The sequence below is a fragment of the Sphingomonas sp. NFX23 genome (genome assembly GCF_049887795.1).
Lineage (GTDB): Bacteria > Pseudomonadota > Alphaproteobacteria > Sphingomonadales > Sphingomonadaceae > Sphingomonas.
The window spans coordinates 212,443-225,364 of sequence record NZ_JAGEKH010000008.1 but is presented as its reverse complement, the minus strand read 5'-3'; the positions used below and the strand labels follow the sequence as shown (position 1 = coordinate 225,364).

Sequence of the window (12,922 nt, the reverse complement as noted above, 5' to 3'; positions counted from 1 at the left end):
CGTGGCCGTCGATATCGTGATCTATCACAACCCCGAATGCGGCACGTCGCGCAACACGCTGGCGATGATCCGCAATGCCGGCATAGAGCCGCACGTCGTCGAATATCTGAAAACCCCGCCCTCGCGCGCGCTGCTGATCGAACTTATCGACCGCGCCGGGATCACGCCCCGCGATCTGCTGCGCGAGAAGGGGACGCCCTGTGCGGAGTTGGGCCTTGGTGACACCACGCTGTCGGACGACGCGCTGGTGGACGCGATGATGGCGCATCCGATCCTCATCAACCGGCCGCTGGTCGTCTCGCCGCTTGGCGTGAAGCTGTGCCGACCGTCCGAAGCGGTCCTTGATCTGCTGCCCAAGGCTCAACAGGGCGCGTTTGCCCAGGAAGATGGCGAACAGATCGTGGACGCCTCGGGGCAGCGCATCGCCTGATGCTGCTCGCGCTCGCTATCTTCGTCGTCACGATCGCGCTCGTCATCTGGCAGCCCAAGGGCCTCGGCATCGGGTGGAGCGCACTGGGCGGAGCGGCGATCGCGCTGCTCGTCGGGGTCGTCTCGCTCTCCGACGTGCCTGTGGTGTGGGGCATCGTCTGGAATGCGACCGCGACGTTCGTAGCGATCATCATCGTCAGCCTGTTGCTCGATGAAGCCGGGTTCTTCGAATGGGCGGCGCTCCACGTCGCACGCTGGGGCGGGGGGCATGGTCGCCGGCTGTTCGTGCTGATCGTGCTGCTCGGCGCGGCGGCGTCAGCGCTGTTCGCCAATGATGGCGCGGCCCTGATCCTGACGCCGATCGTCATCGCGATGCTGCGTGCGCTGGGATACAAGGACAAGGCGACGCTGGCGTTCGTCATGGCGGCGGGGTTCATCGCCGATACCGCTAGCCTACCGCTGATCGTCTCTAACCTCGTCAACATCGTGTCAGGCGACTTCTTCCGGATCGGCTTTGCTGATTATGCCTCGGTGATGGTGCCTGTCGATCTGGCGTCGATCGCCGCGACGCTGGTTGCGCTACTGCTGTTCTTCCGCCGCGACATACCGGCAAGCTACGATGTGGCGCAGCTCCGCGCGCCCGCTGACGCGATCCGGGACCATGCCACGTTCAAGGCGGGCTGGGTCGTTCTTGCCCTGCTGCTCGCCGGCTTCTTCCTGCTCGAACCTATCGGCGTGCCGGTCAGCGCCGTTGCCGCTGCGGGCGCGGTCCTCCTGCTCATCATCGCCTCGCGCGGCCACGTCATCCAGACGCGCAAGGTGCTGGCCGGCGCGCCATGGCAGGTCGTGATCTTCTCGCTCGGCATGTACCTGGTCGTCTATGGCCTGCGAAATGCTGGACTGACCGACCACCTTGCCGGCCTGCTCGATCGCACCGCGCAAGGCGGCGTATGGGGCGCGGCATTCGGGACCGGGATCATCGCCGCGCTGCTGTCGTCGGTAATGAACAACATGCCGACCGTGCTGGTGGGCGCGCTGTCGATCGACGCGACGCACGCCACGGGGGCGATCAAGGAAGCGATGATCTACGCCAACGTGATCGGCTGCGACCTCGGGCCGAAGATCACACCAATCGGCTCGCTTGCGACGCTGCTCTGGCTGCACGTCCTCGGGCAGAAGGGCATCCGGATCGGCTGGGGCTATTAGGGGTCACTGCACGAAAGTGAAGTTTACGTACGCCAAGATCGAACGAACGGCGAACGCTGACGATGCTAACGTCGGAAGGGTATGACGACAGCTTGGTCGAGGAAGGCGCGCATACCTTCTTCGTCGACGGTCTGACGGAAAGCGGCATGCGCGGCGTCATCAGTCGCGAACAGGTCGTCCCAGACCGTAGAGGTTCCATGCTCGTTTTCGACTTCGAGCGACCAGCCCGGCTCATTTTCCAACCGGATGATGTTCACTCTCACGGTGACGCCCTGCTCGGTGACGACACCAGACAGGCTCGAGGTGACGATGTTGGGATCGCGTTCGTGCATCACTCTTTCCTCATGCTTTGACTGGGGTTTTAGCCGCGGTGCCTTCGAGCGCCTTGTAGAGCGCGGTTTTGCCGACCTTGACGCGCGTGGCCGCTTCGCGAACCGTCAGCCCTGCCGCGATATGATCGCGCGCCTTGCGCAATTTGTCAGGCGTGATGACCGGACGCCGACCGCCAAGGCTCCCCCGTTCCCGCGCAGCCTTCAATCCGGCGTTGGTGCGCTCGCGGATCAGGTCTCGCTCGAACTGGGCGAGCGAGCCAAAGATGTTGAACACGAGCATCCCGCCCGACGTAGTGGTGTCGATCTGCTCGGTGAGCGATCGGAAACCGACACCGCGCGCGGCCAGTTCGCCGACCTTCTCGATCAGGTGGCTCATCGAACGGCCAAGCCGGTCGAGCTTCCACACGACCAGCGTGTCGCCGGCACGCAGATAGGCAAGCGCTTCGGCCAGCCCCGGCCGATCGGTCTTCGCGCCAGAAGCGTGGTCGTCGAACGTGCGCTCGCATCCTGCCGCGTTCAGCGCATCATGCTGGAGCGCCAGCTTCTGGTCGCCGGTCGATACCCGCGCATAGCCGATCAGCGCCACGGTCGATCCCGATCTGTCCGTTTTCCCATCGATTTGCATTCTTGTCCGAATCGCCATCGCGGGTCCAGAGTTGACGGACATATTCATGCTGACCGCCAGAGGACCGTCTGACGGACAGGCAAGAAAAGGTCGTGGCGCATGGCAAGGCGGCGGTTGCTGACACGCGAGGCGCTCGCCCCGCATTACGATCCCCCGACCGACGAACGGGAAATCGCTCGTCACTTCACCCTCAGCCGCGAAGATCTCGATCTTGTCGGCGAACGTCGGGGAGCGTCGAGCCGGCTCGGGTTCGCGATGCTGATGCTGTACATGCGTTGGCCCGGCCGTGTGCTGGAGGCTGGCGAGAAGCCGCCGGGTGCCATCCTCGCGTTCGTCGCCGATCAGATCGACGTCTCGGCAACGGCGTTCGACGATTACGCCCGCCGCGATGAAACCCGCCGCGCGCATCTCGCCGATCTCATGCAGCGGTTCAGCTATGCCGCTTTCGACCGGAATCACTTTCGCGCGATCGTGGCCTTCGCGATGCCGGTCGCACAGACCGTAGCCCAGCCTCTCCTGCTTGCCGGCACCGTCATCGATGAGTTGCGACGACGACGGCTGTTGCTGCCACCCCCGGCTGTCATCGAGGCGATCGTCAGACACGCGCGTCAGCAGGCTGAACAGCTCACCCATGAAATCCTGACCAACGGCATTGAGCTGGACAAGCTGGCGGCACTGGACGCCCTGCTGGCCCGGCGGTCGGATCAAGGAACGACATGGCTGGCCTGGCTGCGCAACGCGCCACAGTCGCCGGCAGCGCGTAACATCCTGCGGCTGCTCGAACGGCTCGATCATGTCCGAACACTTGGCCTCGACCCGGCGCGCGCCGGCATGGTCCCATCGGCGACGTTCGATCGACTGGCGGACGAGGCGGTGCAGATCACGCCGCAACATCTCGGCGAACTTGCGACCATGCGACGTCATGCGACACTAACGGCCGCAGCCATCCGCCTTGAGGAAAGCCTGACCGACGCCGCGCTTACCATGTTCGACAAGCTGCTTGGCAGCATGGTGCGCAGGTCGGAAAACCGGACGCGTGACAAGGCGATCAGGACGGTGCGTGAAATGCAGGGGTATCTACGCGCCCTGACCGATAGCTGCCGCGTACTGATCGACGCGCACGCCAAGGGTATCGACTCCCTTGCACGTATTGGCACGTTCGACTGGGAGCGGTTCGGCTCCGCTGTTGCCCAGGCGGAAGTCCTCGTCCGCCCTGAGACGATCGACCGTACAGCCGAGCTGATCGAGCGGCATCGCACGGTGAGGCTGTTCGCCGGGCAATTCCTGCGGGCGTTTGCGTTTCGCGGTGCCGGACCGGTCCAGGGCATCCTCGATGCGCTGACCATCATCGCCGATCTCTACCACACCGGCAAACGACGCCTGCCCGACAAGGTACCGCTGCGCTTCGTGCCGGCAGGCTGGCGGCCCTTCGTGATCCGCGATGGCGTCGTTGATCGCGCGGGCTATGAACTTTGCGCGCTGTCTCAGCTTCGCGATCGGTTGCGGGCCGGCGATATCTGGGTAGCGGGCAGCCGGCAGTATCGCGATTTCGACAGCTATCTTATTCCACCCGCCACTTTCGCAGCGCTGCGCGAGAAGGGACCACTGCCGCTCGCAATCAAAACCGGGTTCGCGTCTCATATCGAGGATCGTCGTGAGCGGTTGGACCGTGCGATTGAACGGGTGACGGTACTGGCCCGGCAGGGCGAACTGCCCCAGGTCCGCCTCGACGAAAACGGGCTGATGATTTCGCCGCCGAAGGCGATAACGCCGCCCGAAGCAGAGGTTGCGCGGCGCACCGCCTATGACCGTCTTCCCCGTGTGAAGATCACGGATATCCTGCTCGATGTCGATGCGTGGACCGGCTTCGGCGCCTGCTTCACACATCGGCGCTCAGGCCGTCCCGCCGACGATCGCAACGCGCTGCTGACCGTGATCCTTGCCGATGGCATCAATCTGGGCCTGACCCGCATGGCGGACAGTTGCCGAGGCGCTAGCCTGCGCCAACTCGCCCATCTTCATGACTGGCACATTAGCGAAGCCGCCTATGGCGAGGCGCTGGGACGATTGATCGACGCGCATCGCGCGATGCCGCTTGCCGGATTATGGGGCAGCGGCATCAGCTCGTCGAGCGACGGGCAGCAATTCCATGCCGGTGGGCGCGGTGCCGCAATCAGCGATATCAACGCGCGCAATGGCAACGAACCTGGCGTGTCGTTCTATACGCATATCTCGGACCAGTATGACCCGTTCGGCTCGCGCGTGATCGCCGCGACCGCGGGCGAGGCCCCCTATGTCCTCGACGGTCTGCTGTACCACCAGACTGGGCTGTCGATCGAGGAGCATTACACCGACACAGGCGGCGCGTCGGACCATGTGTTCGGGCTGATGCCATTCTTCGGCTACCGCTTCGCGCCACGCTTACGTGATATAAAGGAGCGCCGCCTGCATCTGCTGCCCGGTCAGGAGGCGGGGCCGTTGCTCGCTGGCATGGTCGGCGATCCGATCGCGCACGACCATGCAGCCGCGCATTGGGACGAACTGCTGCGGCTTGCCACCTCGATCCGGACCGGAACAGTCACCGCGTCCGCAATGCTGCGCAAGCTGTCTGCCTATCCGCGCCAGAACGGTTTGGCACTGGCGCTGCGCGAGATTGGGCGGCTCGAACGCTCGATCTTCATGCTCGACTGGTTGCAGGACATCGATCTGCGCAGACGGACCCAGGCCGGACTGAACAAGGGTGAGGCGCGCAACGCGCTTGCCCGCGCATTGTTCTTCAACCAGCTCGGCGAGCTGCGCGACCGCCGGTTCGAGAACCAGTCCTATCGCGCCTCCGGTCTCAACCTGCTGGTCGCCGCAATCATCTTGTGGAACACTCGTTATCTCGAACGGGCACTGGCCGACATGGGCGCGCCGGACGACGTTGCCCGCCATATCGCACCGCTGGGCTGGGAGCATATCGCGCTCACCGGCGACTATAGCTGGGAGCGGGACGATCGACCGGGGCCGGATCAATTCCGGTCACTCCGTATCTTGCCCTCGTTCCTCGCAGCATGAAGCCCTTTGCATGACCGAAGGACCCATTGCGAACGTTCATTTAATATGAAATCCTTCAGCCATGATGACTAGTACCGGAGGATGTCAATGCGGAGCTGTGCGCTTCCGGATTGAGGGTGACCTAGAAGAAGCGTCCATCTGCCATTGTCGAATGTGCCAGAAGGCAACTGGGGGACTATTCGGGCCATACGTCGGAGCGCCCTTCAATGCAGTGACCTGGACTCGGGGTCAGGTAAGTTATTTTTAAAGCTCAAATAAGGTGCGTCGTGGGTTTTGCCGATATTGTGGCACACCCCTTACCTTTGAGTACGGTGAGGGAAACATCAGTTTCGCGCTTGGCGCCATGGACAAGCCGCACTCAATCAATTTGAGCGAGCAACTTGCTTCCCCCGAGCGCATCGCTGACTTTCCGGTATTGGCGAATTTGCGGAACATCCAACAGATGAGCCACGAGCGGCCGCTCATCTTGCAGGAATTATTTCGTTCCAGCACCCTGATTTTGATACCACCGACTGGTCGCCGAAGACGTAAACCAACAGCCGCTTCTCACCCAAAATCGACCGTTCGCCGTTCGTTCGCGCTTAGCGTACGTAAAACTCACTTTCGTGCAGTGACCCCTATACGGCGATCCTGCATTATTGGGGTATTTGCTGTTCGCGAAGGCTGAGCCGTTTTTCCAGGAATCTCAAATGGTCTTTAATCAGACAAATTCTGCCGTTATGCCCATCCGTAGCATTTTTATTACCATATTCACACCTGTGCTGTTTTTGCTCTTAGCTGCTGGCGATCCGGAAAGCCCGCAACTAACCGCCCACATTGCCCCTGCGGCACCCGATGCGGCAAATAACATCCCATATGTGGACATCACGATCATTGCGCAGAGCGTTCACGCGAAGGCAGGTAACGCCCTGTTCGAGATTCCTTTAGTGGCAAATACCGTTGTCACCAGCGGCCGCGATCTTCAGCGAATTTACGTTGCCGACGCGAGGGGGCAAATCGTCGTCACCCCCAAGGACAAGACGGAGGATGGATCGAACATCACGCGGACTTGGATCGCCGATCGCCCCGTGGATGGCGAGGTGACGGTACAATACCGCGTACCGATCGACGCGGCGGCGCCCCCACTCGCGCTTCCACAGTATGAAATTCGTACTGACAACGGCACCTTCTCCGCGGCGGGGACGGCCTTTCTCGTACGACCGACAGATGCAAGGCCACGGACGCTCCGCGTGACGTGGGACTTCACGCGCTACGGCGCCGGCGGGGTAGGGGTATCCAGCCTCGGTGTGGGCGATAAAACCGTCCCGTCCCCGCGCCCGGCGGCCGACCTCGGCTCTGCCTACTATATGGGAGGCCGTCCCGGTGTCTTAGGACCGACCAGCGACGGGTTCTTTGCGGCTTGGCAGGGCGTCCCCCCATTCGACATGGCATCCCTCATGGCCTGGGCGGGCGATCTGCATCGCTACTACGGGGCTTTCTTCGGCTACACCCCGTCCAGCTTCGGGGTCTTCGGCCGCAGCAACGTCTTGAACCCCGGCAGCGGGATCGGTCTGACGGACAGTTTCGCCTATACGTTCAATCAAACCTCGTCGTCCGACACGATGCGAGGGCTGCTGGCACACGAGATGCTCCACAGCTGGGTCAATTCCCTGGATGCATCGATGGACGCGGCCGGGGGCCTTGACCGCTCCTGGTTTGGCGAGGGGCTCGCCGTGCATTACCAACGCGCCTTACCCTACCGGGCTCACATGATCTCGACGGCGGACTTTCTAGCCGACCTGAACAGCACCGCAGGTCGCTACTATACCAACATTCAAATCAATACTCCCAATGCTCAGATCCCAGACGGCTTCTGGCGCGACACCCGTATTCGCGTCCTTCCCTATGATCGCGGCTCCCTCTATTTCGAGACTGTCGACGCTCAGATCCGGGCGGCCTCCAGGGGAGGGCACTCGCTCGACGATATCGTGCGCGAGATGCTCGCTACGCGACGGAGCGGCCGGCCAATGAATGAGGCTCTCTACCGCAAGCTGCTGAAGGCGGAGTTGGGCGACAAGGGGGTGGCCGACTTCGACGCCATGCTCGCGGGCAAGACGATTGTACCGCCGACCAATGCCTACGGCCCAGCGTTTCGCCGCGTCACGAGACCGTTGCGGCGATACGATCTCGGCTTCGACATCGCTACGCTTCAGGCTCGCCCTAGGATCGTCCATGGACTGAAAAAGGGGTCAAACGCCGAAACGGCGGGTCTCAGGGATGGCGATGAAATCCTGAACAGCTTTCCCCAGGATGCCCTGCAGGGCGACCAGCAGGCCTATGTGGCGTTGAACGTGCGTCGGAAGGGCGAGACCAGTCAGATCCGCTTTCAACCGCGCGGCGTGCCAGTGCCGGCCTATCAATGGGTGCCAGTCACACGCAACTAGGTGCCAGGCAGAGCGCCATTAGAGACGGCCCTAGCCGTCGACCCCGCTACGCCGCTCGTTCTTCCTGGCCATCCACGGCCGGCGGGATCAGCCATCCAGCAGGCAACGTAGCGCGGCGAGATCCTGAACCACATGGCCGAGCGACTTGTAGAGGGTGATCTCCTCGTCGTAGCGGCGACCTGGCTTGGTGCCGGCGATGACCTCGCCGATTTCGGCGACGATGTGCGCATCGTCGACCAAGCCATGTTCCTTGGCATCAAGGAACTCCGCGGCCGCTACGAGCGCATAGGGACGGCAATCGGCAAAGAACCGGCTCGCGGCGACAAGCGGGCTGTCGATCTCCCGCGGTCCGGCAAAGCTGGAGCCGATCGCATTGATATGGGTGCCCGGCCGGACCCATTCCGTCTTAAGGATGGGTTCGCTAGCCGACGTCACGGTGCAGATCACGTCGGCCTCTGCGACAGCGTCGGCAACCGTGGCTGCGCCCTCTATGGCTGCGCCTACCTCACCTGCCTGTGCGATGAAGCCTTCGACAGCGCCGGGATTGCGACCCCAGATCGTGAACCGGGTGATGCTGAACAGCTCTGAGAATATCCGAACGTGCGACAAGGCCTGTTCGCCCGTCCCGAGGATCGCACAGGTTTTGAAGCCGGGGCATGCGAGTTCGCGTGTAGCTACCGCGCTCGCAACCGCGGTGCGGATCAATGTCACCTGGCCTGCATCTGCCACGCCGAGCAGAACGCCGGTCTCGTCGTCAAATCCTGCGACAAGACCTCTATGTTGCGACCGCCGAGGATCTTCCAAGGAGGGGAAGGCGGTGACGATCTTGGCACCGACGAGGCCGCTACCCTTCAACAAACCGGGCATTGATGCGAAAACTTTGCCCGGTGCGACAGGGACAATCTGCCTAAGCGGCTGAGCGACCGAGATGGTAGACAGATCGACCATCGCCGAGCGAACCGCAGCGAAGCAGCGGTTCGCATCCAGTTGAATGCGAACCTCGTCGGAATTGAAAAATCTAGTCACATCCATGCTCCTTGCGTCACTGCGGGGACGCCGGCTGCTCTCCAGGACCGCAGCTCCGTGGTGAGGGCGTCGAGCGCCTCTTCCAGCAGATTATTCGGCTTGGCGTGGCCGATGCGGACATGCCCCGGGGCACCGAAATACTCACCGGGGGCAACGATGACGCCGCTGTTGCGAAGCAGGCTGCTGGCAAAGGCCGTCGTATCCGAAATGCCAACCAGCTTAGGGAAAGAGACGCAGCCATAGTCCGGCATCCGCCCCTCGACCAAGCCTTCCTTGTGCCAGAGACCGTAAAAGCGTGTCATCACCGGTCGGGCTGCCTCGACGATCCCGAGGCAATATTCGGCAAAGGAAGTGCTATCCTCAAGGACGAGTGCCGCGACGCTGTGTGCCAGATTGGAGACGCCGAACTCCACACGATCGGCGACATTTCGCGCGCGATCGATCACGGCCGGGTCGGCGACGATCCACCCGCAGCGAAGCGTCGACAGCGCGTACATCTTCGTGAGGCTGTTGATCGAGATAAACCATTTCGACAGGTTGGCTGCAGCGACCCTGGCAGAAGGGTCTGCGTAGCCGAGATAGACTTCATCGAAGAGGATATGCACGCCGGCTTGTTCCGCGACGCTTGCCAGCGCCAGCAGGTCCTTCCTACTGAATAAGGCTCCCGTCGGATTGTGCAGATTGGACAGTATGACGAGCTTTGTATTTGGCTGGATTAGCGCTGCAAGTTCGAACGGGTCGACGTTATAGAACGGCGCCCTGCGTTCGATAAGATCGATCTCGTAGCGGCCGACGCCGGCAAGATCGTGAAACAGGTCGAATGCTGGAGACTCGATCAGGATACGATCACCCGGTTCCAGGAGAGCGCGATACAGGATCGAGATGGCGTTCGTCGCACCGGTCGTCGTGAGTATATTAGACGGATCGCGGTTGTAGCGCGCCGCCAGGTTAGCGACGACGAATGGATTCCCGCTACTGAACGCGCTGGTGTACCGATCCGTGATCGGCGAGGAGAAGGCTTGATCAACGACGTTGCGGAGCAGTTCCACGGGCTCGGCCGGGTGGCTATCGAACAATGGGATCAGTCGGGCCCCATCTTTACGGGCAAGCGCGAGCGTCTCTCTTACCCATTGCGAATAGCTTGAATCCTGCATCGACGCCGCTCTCCGTACCGTCATCCCATCGGGAGTGATCGTCAGAACTGTTTACTTCTGATCGGGCAGGAATTTTATCCTTAGTTTAATAGCCGAGGGCCGGTCTCGGCATAAATTTGCCGCACGACCGCGACACGTCGGCCAAAGGCAATCGGATAGTCCCCGCGAAATTTTGATTCCGGTGCGCGATGTGGAGCGCGTTTGCATAATCCATGCGGAACCCGCCCAATCCACGTCACATAAAGGTAAAAATTTGTGCCCCGAGGGAGCTAAGGTTTGCGCAATATAAGAAACGGGTGAGGGCACCAGTAGTACAATAAAGGGGATCGAAATGCTGCGGTTTGATAAAAGTCATGCTCGTCGGTTGGCTTGCGCGGCTGCGCTGATGGGGACAACGGCGCTCTTGCCTTCCATGGCGTTCGGCCAGACCGCTCCCATAGAAAATGGCGATCCGACGGCGGCCGCGAGCGGGCCACAGGCCTCGGCCAACGACGACATCGTGGTGACGGCGCAGAAGCGTCAGCAGCGGTTGATCGACGTGCCTGTTCCGGTCAGCGCAATCTCCGCTGACACCCTAACGAAACAGAACCTCGTCAGCATTTCCGACTATTTCGACCGGGTCCCTGGCCTCCAATATTCCGGGCGACGCCTCACCGCGTTGTCGATCCGCGGCATCAATTCGGGCGGCGCTGCCGGCCCGACCGTCGCCATCCTGATCGATGATGTGCCCTTCAGTGGCGCGAATGTGAACTCAGGCCAGTCGCCGATCCCCGACTTTGACCCGGCAACGCTGGATCGCATCGAAGTCCTGCGCGGCCCGCAAGGAACGCTCTATGGTGCCGCCAGCCTCGGCGGCCTCATCAAGTACGTTACACACGTCCCCGATACCGAAAAATGGTCCGGCCGTATCGAGGCGGGCGGGAATACGATCGAGGGCGGGAATGAGGGTTTTTCGGGTCGAGGTACGATCAACGTTCCGATCGTGAAGGACCATGTCGCTCTCTCGCTCAGCGGATTCTACCGGCGCGATCCGGCTTGGATCGACAACATCAACGTCCGGTCGACGAAGGACGACGTCAATACGCGTGATACCTGGGGCGGTCGCGCGGCGCTGTTGGTGAAGCCGACCGATAACATCACGCTGCAGGTCAGTGCCCTTCGGCAGCTAGTCGATGCCGACAATAGCGACTTGGCGATAACGTCGGGCGGTATTCGGGTTTGTCCGGAATGCCAAGCGACTGGCAACACCGCGATCACCAATTACAAGCCGCTTTACAACAATTTGACGACAATCAACGTTCTCCCGTCGACGTCTCGGACCAAGCTGTCCTTTTACACGGCAAAGGCGGAGATCGATCTCGGCGGGCCTGTACTGAGCGCCATCGCCGGATGGTCGAAAGTCAACAACAATCTCAACAATGATGTCTCTTCCATCTTCGGCGGGTTGTTCAATGCCTTGTACGGCGCGTCGGCCGGCTCATCCGTCGCAATCGCCAACATCAATACGCTGTCCAAATTCAGCCAAGAAGTCCGCCTCAGCGATACCAGCGCAAAGCTCGACTGGCTAATCGGCGGCTTCTATACTGCTGAGCATTCGAGCGTCGATCAGACGCTCACCTTTGCGAACAGCGGTGGATCGACGATCGCGGTTCCCTACGTCTCGACGGGGCCTTCACGCTACCGGGAATGGGCAGGGTTCGCAGACGCTACCTATCATGCAACCGACAAACTCGATTTGCAGGTGGGTGGTCGCTACAGCTACAACAAGCAGTCGACGACCCAGGCGCTCACGATCGACACCCCCGCCCAAGCAGCATTCGGCCCGTCGACGACGATCACTTCACCCTCGAAGGACGGGGTCTTCACTTGGCTCGTTTCGCCAAGCTATCACATTAATCGGGATCTGCTAGGCTATGCCCGCGTGTCGACCGGCTATCGGCCGGGTGGCTCGAACGTCGGTTTTGCAAATGCGAACGCGACCTACGGCGCCGACAAGGTGACCAACTATGAGGTAGGCCTCAAAGGTGACGCGGTCCCTGGCATCCTGACATTCGATGCGTCACTGTTCCAGATCGATTGGCACAAGATACAGCTCCAGAACACGGATTCGGTATCGCAGCTGACGTTCCTCACCAACGGGGGAGAGGCAAGGAGCCGGGGCGTCGAGTTCACGACGCGTGTCACACCCGGCGCCGGGTTCTCTCTTGATATGAACGCGACCTACACCGACGCGGTCTTAACCGAAGACCTGTCGGTTCAGGCAGGCGTGACCGGCTTGTCGGGAAGCAAGGGCGATCGTATCCCGTTCGTGCCGCGGTGGACCTTTAATGTCTCGCCGCAGAAGACGTTCGACCTCAGCTCCCGGCTTGCGGCTTTCGTCGGCGCATCGCTGACGTTCAACGATGACCGTGCGAGCGCATTTAAGACGGCTGCAGCCAGCGCTACGCGGCCGCGGTTCACGCTGCCCTCTTATGTCCTCATCGACCTGCGCGCAGGCGCGACCTTCGACCGGGTGTGGGAACTGTCCGTCTACGCGCGCAACGTCTTCAACGAGTTCGGCGTCGTCTCCGCGACCAACCGCAACGGTACGGCAGCGCCAAACGTGATCTTCACGCAGCCGCGCACGATCGGCCTAACGGTCGCGCGGAACTTCTGATCCCTCGTGCCGGG

10 protein-coding genes are annotated in these 12,922 nt (G+C 61.7%); 6 read left to right on the top strand and 4 right to left on the bottom strand.

The window, feature by feature from the left end:
* Position 1: 1 nt before the first annotated feature.
* Positions 2 to 430 carry an arsenate reductase (glutaredoxin) gene (gene arsC, locus J4O76_RS20885; RefSeq protein WP_426283987.1) on the top strand — a complete coding sequence of 143 codons (429 nt, stop codon included), beginning with the start codon at positions 2 to 4 and terminating at the stop codon, positions 428 to 430.
* The gene (locus J4O76_RS20880; protein WP_426283986.1) at positions 430 to 1,635 is read left to right on the top strand and encodes an arsenic transporter; all 1,206 of its coding nucleotides are present in this window, start codon (positions 430 to 432) and stop codon (positions 1,633 to 1,635) included. Before arsC ends, J4O76_RS20880 begins: the two co-directional genes overlap by 1 nt.
* A 65-nt stretch (positions 1,636 to 1,700) precedes the next feature.
* Here J4O76_RS20880 and J4O76_RS20875 read toward each other — a convergent pair whose 3' ends face one another.
* Positions 1,701 to 1,967, bottom strand: a complete 267-nt coding sequence (locus J4O76_RS20875) for a hypothetical protein (protein WP_426283985.1) — start codon at positions 1,965 to 1,967, stop codon at positions 1,701 to 1,703.
* Positions 1,968 to 1,977: 10 nt separating this feature from the next.
* Positions 1,978 to 2,553 (bottom strand): recombinase family protein, encoded by a 576-nt coding sequence (locus tag J4O76_RS20870; protein ID WP_426284011.1) that lies wholly within the window; start codon positions 2,551 to 2,553, stop codon positions 1,978 to 1,980.
* Positions 2,554 to 2,691: 138 nt separating this feature from the next.
* Here J4O76_RS20870 and J4O76_RS20865 point away from each other — a divergent pair, with 138 nt between their 5' ends.
* The 3 genes from J4O76_RS20865 to J4O76_RS20855 all read left to right on the top strand — a co-directional run bounded on the left by J4O76_RS20865 (position 2,692) and on the right by J4O76_RS20855 (position 8,072).
* Positions 2,692 to 5,649 carry a Tn3 family transposase gene (locus J4O76_RS20865; protein ID WP_426283984.1) on the top strand — a complete coding sequence of 986 codons (2,958 nt, stop codon included), beginning with the start codon at positions 2,692 to 2,694 and terminating at the stop codon, positions 5,647 to 5,649.
* A 61-nt stretch (positions 5,650 to 5,710) separates the two neighbouring features.
* Positions 5,711 to 5,896 carry a GFA family protein gene (locus tag J4O76_RS20860; RefSeq protein ID WP_426283983.1) on the top strand — a complete coding sequence of 62 codons (186 nt, stop codon included), beginning with the start codon at positions 5,711 to 5,713 and terminating at the stop codon, positions 5,894 to 5,896.
* A gap of 400 nt (positions 5,897 to 6,296) precedes the next feature.
* Entirely contained in the window at positions 6,297 to 8,072 is a 1,776-nt protein-coding gene (locus tag J4O76_RS20855; RefSeq protein ID WP_426283982.1) for a peptidase M61, read from the top strand.
* A gap of 87 nt (positions 8,073 to 8,159) precedes the next feature.
* Here the strand turns inward: J4O76_RS20855 and J4O76_RS20850 are convergent, their stop codons facing one another.
* The gene (locus J4O76_RS20850) at positions 8,160 to 9,098 is read right to left on the bottom strand and encodes an ornithine cyclodeaminase family protein (RefSeq protein WP_426283981.1); all 939 of its coding nucleotides are present in this window, start codon (positions 9,096 to 9,098) and stop codon (positions 8,160 to 8,162) included.
* Positions 9,095 to 10,252, bottom strand: coding sequence for a pyridoxal phosphate-dependent aminotransferase (locus tag J4O76_RS20845; RefSeq protein ID WP_426283980.1), 1,158 nt, complete (start codon positions 10,250 to 10,252; stop codon positions 9,095 to 9,097). The genes J4O76_RS20850 and J4O76_RS20845 overlap by 4 nt, the downstream gene beginning before the upstream one ends.
* Before the next feature lie 412 nt (positions 10,253 to 10,664).
* Here J4O76_RS20845 and J4O76_RS20840 point away from each other — a divergent pair, with 412 nt between their 5' ends.
* Positions 10,665 to 12,908 (top strand): TonB-dependent receptor, encoded by a 2,244-nt coding sequence (locus J4O76_RS20840; protein ID WP_426283979.1) that lies wholly within the window; start codon positions 10,665 to 10,667, stop codon positions 12,906 to 12,908.
* Positions 12,909 to 12,922 lie beyond the last annotated feature (14 nt).

What these genes read in the sequence shown, in the direction of transcription:
- J4O76_RS20880 (WP_426283986.1), top strand. Translation starts at nt 430, where the DNA reads ATGCTGCTCGCGCTCGCTATCTTCGTCGTCACGATCGCGCTCGTCATC.
- J4O76_RS20875 (WP_426283985.1), bottom strand. Translation starts at nt 1,967, where the DNA reads ATGCACGAACGCGATCCCAACATCGTCACCTCGAGCCTGTCTGGTGTC.
- J4O76_RS20865 (WP_426283984.1), top strand. Translation starts at nt 2,692, where the DNA reads ATGGCAAGGCGGCGGTTGCTGACACGCGAGGCGCTCGCCCCGCATTAC.
- J4O76_RS20860 (WP_426283983.1), top strand. Translation starts at nt 5,711, where the DNA reads ATGATGACTAGTACCGGAGGATGTCAATGCGGAGCTGTGCGCTTCCGG.
- J4O76_RS20845 (WP_426283980.1), bottom strand. Translation starts at nt 10,252, where the DNA reads ATGCAGGATTCAAGCTATTCGCAATGGGTAAGAGAGACGCTCGCGCTT.
- J4O76_RS20840 (WP_426283979.1), top strand. Translation starts at nt 10,665, where the DNA reads ATGGCGTTCGGCCAGACCGCTCCCATAGAAAATGGCGATCCGACGGCG.